Below are 6,169 nucleotides of genomic sequence, written 5' to 3'. Positions count from 1 at the left end.
CGTGCTCTCGCAGAGCACCTGCATGTTCCCCCAGGCGGCGGATTTCCTGCGCACCAGGGGAGCGACGACCGTCACCCTGGTCGGCGGGACGGGAGTGCTCTCCGCGGAGGGCATCGGCCAGCTTCGTCGATGCTGAGATCGTCTGCGCGTGGGCAGCGCAGATCCTCAGCATGCCCCGGCTAGTATGAAGGCTGCTCCTTTCCCGGATGGAACACCTGTGACGATCAAACCCGATCCTTACGCCATCATCCCGCGAGCCGACTTCGACATCCCCGGCAAAAGCCATGGGCTCATCGACGTGGTGCGGTGGCGCTATCTGCTGAACCTTCTCGTCCGCACGGGCGTCACGACGCGGTACCGCAACTCGGTGCTCGGATGGACCTGGTCCTACGTGCGACCCGCGGCCCAGTTCCTCGTGTTCTGGGTGGTCCTCGGCATCTTCATGAATCTCGACAAGGGGATTCCGAACTACGCGGTCTACCTGTTCTCGGGGATCGTGGTGATCAACCTGTTCTCTGAGGGATTCAAGAACGCGACCACGTCGATCGTCGGCAACGCCCCGCTGGTGCGCAAGGTGTTCCTTCCGCGCCAGCTGTTCGCGGTCTCGGCCGTGATCGTCGCGTTCGTGCACTTCCTCCCGCAGGTCGGGCTGCTGCTGGTGGTCTGCCTCCTGATGGGATGGATCGCGCACATCTCGGTGCTGAGCATCCTCGCCGTGCTCGCGGGAATGATCATCGTCATGGTGTTCAGCCTCGGCCTCGGCCTCTTCTTCGGCGCCGTCAACGTGCGCTTCCGCGACGCCGAGAACATCGTGGAGTTGATGCTGCTGCTCGCCACGTGGGCGTCACCCGTGCTGTACGCGTGGACCATGGTCGAACAGGCGGTCGTCGACCGGCTGCACTGGCCGTCGTGGCTCGTGGAGCTGTACCTCCTCAATCCGATCACCCAGGGCGTGGAGCTCTTCCATTACGCTTTCTGGCGCCCGGCGAGCGAGGGCATGATCTCGGCCGCGGGATACGCAGGTAAGGGCATGATCGAACTGCCGCCGAACCTGGGCTGGAACACGCTGTGGACGTTCCTCATCGCCGTCGCCACCCTGCTGATCGGACAGTTCGTCTTCCGCCGCCTCGAGGGAAAGTTCGCACAGGACCTATGAGTGAACAGACGGCGATCAGGCCGAGCATCATCATCGACGACGTGCGCAAGCGGTTCACGCTCAACCACGCGTTCTCCCTCAAGGACACCGTCGTCGCCTGGATTAAGCGGCAGAAGCTCACCAGCCAGTTCGAAGCGCTGAAAGGCGTGGACCTCGTCATCGGCGAGGGGGAGTCCGTCGCCATCCTCGGGCTCAACGGATCGGGCAAGTCCACACTTCTCAAGCTGGTGTCCGGCGTCATGGAGCCCGATGAGGGACAGGTCCTGACCCGCGGTCGGGTCGCCGGTCTCATCGAGGTCGGCGCGGGCTTCCATCCCGAACTCTCCGGACGCGAGAACGTCTTCCTCAACGCTGCGATCCTGGGCATGAAAAGGCACGAGATCGAGGCGCGCTACGACGAGATCGTGGCGTTCAGCGAGATCGAGCAGTTCATCGACCAGGAGGTCAAGCACTACTCCTCCGGGATGTTCATGCGGCTGGCGTTCTCGGTCGCGATCCACGTCGAGCTCGACGTGCTCCTCGTCGACGAGATCCTCTCCGTCGGCGATGCGCCGTTCCGGGAGAAGTGCCGACTCAAGTTCGAAGAGCTCATCGCCGCGGGCAAGACGCTCGTCGTCGTCAGCCACGACATGGAGATGGTCCGTGAGCTGTGTACTCGCGGCATCGTGATCAACAAGGGCGAGGTCGTCTACGACGGTGAGGTCGAGGGCGCCATCGCCCTGGTGGACGCGTGAGCGACTGGATCGGCCAGATCCCTGCGCTGCTCGTCGCGGCCGCTCTTCTGATCGTCCCGGGGCTGCCCGTCGGACTCTGCCTTCGCGGCGTGCAGGGAATCGTGCGTGTCGGTGTGGCGATCGCCGTCTCCCTCGGCGTGCTCGCCGCCGCATCTCTCCTCGCACCGCTGCTGGGGATGCGCTGGGGACTGATTCCCGTAGCCGTGGTCACCGTCGTCATCTGGGTCGTCGCCGCGGCGCTCCGGTTCTTCGACCGGCGCGCGGTCGACGCCGCGCCCCGTGCGGGGAGGGGCGCATGGATCGCGCTCGCCGCGGCCGGTGTCGCCTGGATCGGCATCGTCGCCTTGGGCATCGGGGCTCCCGGCAACCCCTCCCAGCTCTATGACGGCCTGTTCCACCTGAACGCCGTCGAGTTCATCGCTGAGACCGGCGACGCCTCCCCGCTGCACATGACGATGGTGGTGCCCGGCGCCGCGACGTCGTTCTATCCCACCCTCTGGCACGCGCTGGTCAGTCTCGTCGTGCCGGCCGCGGGCAGCATCGTCGCGGCGACCAACGTGACCACCGTCGCGATGATCGCGCTGGTGTGGCCCGTCGCCCTCGCCTGCCTGACCGCCGTGGCGTTCCCGTCTCGGCCGGCTGCGACCACGTGGGCGCCGCTCGTGGGTCTGGGCTTCAGCGTCTTCCCCCTCGGCTTCCTCAACTGGGGCGTCCTCTATCCCAACCTGCTCGGCACCGCGCTGATCCCGATCTTCCTCGCGGTCGTCCTGATCGCCTTCGCGCCGGCGCTCTCGTGGGCGGGGAGGACGCTGCGCATCCTCATCGCCCTCGCGGCTGCGGGTGCGGTCGCCCTCGCGCATCCCTCCGCACTTCTCGGCGCGGTGGTGCTGCTCATGCCCTACCTCGTCTGGTTGGCGTGGCGCACAGCTCGCGCGGGCGGAACCACGACACGGGTCGTCGTCGCACTCTCGGTGGTTCTGGGGGCGGTCGCACTCGCCGTGGTCTGGATCGTGGCCAATGTGACGACGCACGAGTGGCTTCCCACCTCCTCTCTGGGGCAGGCTCTCGGCGAGGTCGCATTCCTCAGCCCGGTCGGCAGGTCGACGGGGCTCCTGCTCGGGCCGCTGGCGGCGATCGGTATCTGGCGTGTGGTGAAGGACCGGACGTGGTGGATCCTCGGCTCTTACGCCGTGAGCATCTTCTTCTTCCTGATGGCGACCTGGTTCCCGGTGGAATCGATCCGCAGCGTCTTCGTCGGCGTCTGGTACGACGACACGACCCGCGTCGGAGCGCTCATCGCGGTGTGGGGACTGCCGCTCGCCGCGCTCGGCGCGTCCGTCGTCGTCGAATGGATCCGAGGCTGGTGGCGGGCAGGACGCAGGGGCCTCGTGGTCGCCGTCGTCGCGATCGTCGCCGTCGCAGGGGCGACCCACCTCGTGGGACTTCGCAACGACGTGGGCTACATGCGCAGCGTGAGCTTCCAGTTCAGCGAGGCGTCGCAGGGGCTCTCACCCGACGAGGTGGCGCTGTTCGACGAGATCGACGACGAGTTGCCTGACGACGCCGTCGTGATCGGCGACCCGCTGACCGGAGCCGGCCTGTTGTTCGCATTCACCGGGCACGACGTGGTCTTCCCGCACGTGACCGGGCGCTACGGCGATGATGCGTCGACCCTGGCCAGGTACCTGGTGGAGGGCGGGCCCGCCGTGTGCGACGCGATCGAGAGGCTCGGCGTGACGCACGCCCTCGACTTCGGCGACCGTGTGCTGTTCGAGAACCACTACACGACCTTCGACGGCCTGCACGGCCTCGACGACTCCTCGATCCTCACGGAGGTCGACCGCGTCGGCGATGCCGTCCTCTACGAGGTCACGGGTTGTGAGTAGGGTGCTTCTCGTTCTCTGACGCCTCGAGCAGGGCGATCTTGCGGGCGAGAAGCGTGAGCTGCCGCTGCTGGGCGACGTTGCGGCGGTACTGCGAGTACACGAACGCGAGGAACATCACGATCAGCGCGTAGAGCACGAGGTCGGTGCCGCGACCGACGCCGACGAGCTGTGCGAGCCAGCTCAGCCACTGCGGGAAGAGCACCGAGAGCACGGCGGCGATCACGAACAGGCCCATGAGCAGTCGACGGATCGCGAGGTGACTGTCTGCGCCGGTCCGGCGCATCATGAACACCGCCAGCACCACGATCGCGGAGATCAGGAGGATCTGGATCCACATGGGCTATCTCACCACCAGGTCGACGAGGATGTTTACGGAGTTGAGCACGCTCTGGCCCTTCGCCTTCGAATAGTCCGTGTACAGGAGCTCCACCGGATACTCCTTCCACGAGAGATGGGTCCGGCCGAGTTCCAGCACGATCTCGGTGGCATGCGCCATCCGGTCCTGCCGGAGGTCGATCGCCGCTGCGGCGTCGCGTCGGATGACGCGGAGTCCGTTGTGGGCGTCGGTGAGCTTGAGGCTGGTGGTGAGGTTGGTGACCCACACGGCCGTCTTGAGGATCACCTTCTTGATCCAGCCGGGATTCGTGCGGTCGTCGAGGAATCGGGATCCGAACACGATGGCGACATCTTCGTCGCGTGCGAGCTGCAGCATGCCGATGGCATCCTCGATGCGGTGCTGGCCGTCGGCGTCGAAGGTGACGATGTACTCGCACTCGGGATGCGCGAGTGCGAAGTCGAATCCGGTCTGCAGCGCCGCGCCCTGGCCCAGGTTGACCGGATGCTGCACGAGCATGGCGCCCGCTTTCGCCGCCTCGCGGGCGGATCCGTCACGAGAGCCGTCGTCGACGCAGACGATGTGCGCGAAGAACGGCTTCAGGCTCTCCACCACGCCGCCGATCACGCTCGCCTCGTTGTAGAGGGGGATGACGACCCAGGCGCTGCGGTCGGGGGAGGGAGGCGCGGGGACGCTCGAGGACATGGTTCTATTGTGTCAGGTGTCCGAACGGACCTTCATCAACCGAGCTACAGGGGCAGGATGCCGAGGAGAAGACGGGTCGTCGTCGCGACGCGGCTGTACACGCCGGAAGTCACAGCCGCCAGCTTCCGGATGGACGCACTCGTCCGGGCTCTCGCACCCGAGTCCGACGTCGTGGTGCTCACGACGCGGCCTCCCCAGGGGATGACGATCTCCGACGAGCCGGGCGTCACCGTTCGGCGAGCCAGGGTCCTTCGTGATCGGACCGGAGCCATCCGCGGGTATGTGCAGTACCTCTCCTTCGACATTCCGTTGTTCTTCCGTCTGCTGCGGCATCGCGCAGACGTGATCGTCGCGGAGGCACCGCCCACGACCGGACTCGTCGCCGCGCTCGTCTCACTCCTCACCGGACGCGTCCTGGTGTACTACCCAGGCGATGTCTGGACCGACGCGGTGGCGTCCATGGAGGCGCCTCGACCGGTGATCGCGGTCATGCGCGCCGTCGAGAGCTTCGTCCTGCGGCGCGCCGCATCCGCCATCGCCGTGTCGCCGGAGGTCGCCGAACGACTGGGAGACATCGGCGGCCGTCCCGAGCGCGTGATCAGCGTCGGCAACGGGATCGACACCGATGTCTTCTCGCCCGACGTGCCGGCCCCGTCGGCAGACGTCCCGTACTTCGTCTACACGGGAACCATGTCGGAGTGGCAGCAGCCTGAGGTGTTCATCCGTGCCCTGGCGGAACTCTCCGAGGTCGACGTCCACATCCGGTTCTACGGGCAGGGGTCGGTGGAACCGGAACTCAAGGTGCTCGCGGAGGAGATCGCGCCCGGCCGCGTGCATTTCGGCGGACTCGTCGGACCCGGGGAGTCCGCCTCGTGGCTCAGAGGGGCGGTGGCGGCGCTCGTGAGCATCGTGCCCGGCATCGGCTACGACTTCGCCCGGCCGACCAAGACGTATGCGGCCGCCGCGGTCGGCACGCCCGTGCTGTTCGCCGGCGCGGAGACCGGCGGAGAGGTCGTGCGCGCGGGAGGGCTCGGCGAAGCGGTCGGCTTCGACGCCGATGATGTCGCCGCTGCGATGCGGCGACTGCTCGCCGAGTGGGCGGACGGAACCACCGAGCACGCGCGGCCCGCACGCGTCGCCTGGGCCGTCGACAACGCGTCGTTGCGTACGGTGGGCGCCCGGGCTGCGGACGTCGTTCGCGGCGCGCGTCGAGGTTCGCGGCGCAGCGCCAAGTAGAATCTCGTCAGTGCTGCCAGTTCTCGGCGGCGTGCTAGGAGCCCCCGTGACTGAAACCTCTCGCGTGCGGATCGTCGAATCCGCAGATGTGTCCCCTGACGCCGTCATCGGCGACGGC

Annotated in this window: 6 protein-coding genes; 4 read left to right on the top strand and 2 right to left on the bottom strand. The window is 67.1% G+C overall.

What is annotated here, in order from left to right; translation table 11 throughout:
• Positions 1-217: 217 nt before the first annotated feature.
• From ACNPM4_RS04900 to ACNPM4_RS04890, 3 genes are read left to right on the top strand one after another with little or no spacing between them, the layout of a single operon-like run.
• A complete protein-coding gene (locus tag ACNPM4_RS04900; RefSeq protein ID WP_231481684.1) occupies positions 218-1,156 on the top strand; it encodes an ABC transporter permease in 939 nt (312 codons plus the stop codon).
• Positions 1,153-1,890, top strand: a complete 738-nt coding sequence (locus ACNPM4_RS04895; protein ID WP_372467203.1) for an ABC transporter ATP-binding protein — start codon at positions 1,153-1,155, stop codon at positions 1,888-1,890. The genes ACNPM4_RS04900 and ACNPM4_RS04895 overlap by 4 nt, the downstream gene beginning before the upstream one ends.
• Positions 1,887-3,776: a DUF6541 family protein gene (locus ACNPM4_RS04890; protein WP_448984886.1), complete on the top strand. Its 1,890-nt coding sequence runs from the start codon at positions 1,887-1,889 to the stop codon at positions 3,774-3,776. The genes ACNPM4_RS04895 and ACNPM4_RS04890 overlap by 4 nt, the downstream gene beginning before the upstream one ends.
• Here the strand turns inward: ACNPM4_RS04890 and ACNPM4_RS04885 are convergent.
• On the bottom strand, positions 3,760-4,113 hold the full coding sequence (locus ACNPM4_RS04885) for a DUF2304 domain-containing protein (RefSeq protein WP_029262010.1): 354 nt from the start codon (positions 4,111-4,113) through the stop codon (positions 3,760-3,762). The genes ACNPM4_RS04890 and ACNPM4_RS04885 overlap by 17 nt on opposite strands.
• Before the next feature lie 3 nt (positions 4,114-4,116).
• The gene (locus tag ACNPM4_RS04880) at positions 4,117-4,815 is read right to left on the bottom strand and encodes a glycosyltransferase family 2 protein (RefSeq protein WP_029262009.1); all 699 of its coding nucleotides are present in this window, start codon (positions 4,813-4,815) and stop codon (positions 4,117-4,119) included.
• Positions 4,816-4,872: 57 nt separating this feature from the next.
• Between ACNPM4_RS04880 and ACNPM4_RS04875 the strand changes: the two genes are divergently transcribed.
• Positions 4,873-6,051, top strand: coding sequence for a glycosyltransferase family 4 protein (locus ACNPM4_RS04875; protein ID WP_448984885.1), 1,179 nt, complete (start codon positions 4,873-4,875; stop codon positions 6,049-6,051).
• Positions 6,052-6,169: the final 118 nt, after the last annotated feature.

Source organism: Microbacterium umsixpiens, from assembly GCF_053543675.1.
Note: the sequence above shows the minus strand (reverse complement) of the source record. Positions and strands in the feature narration are given on the sequence as shown.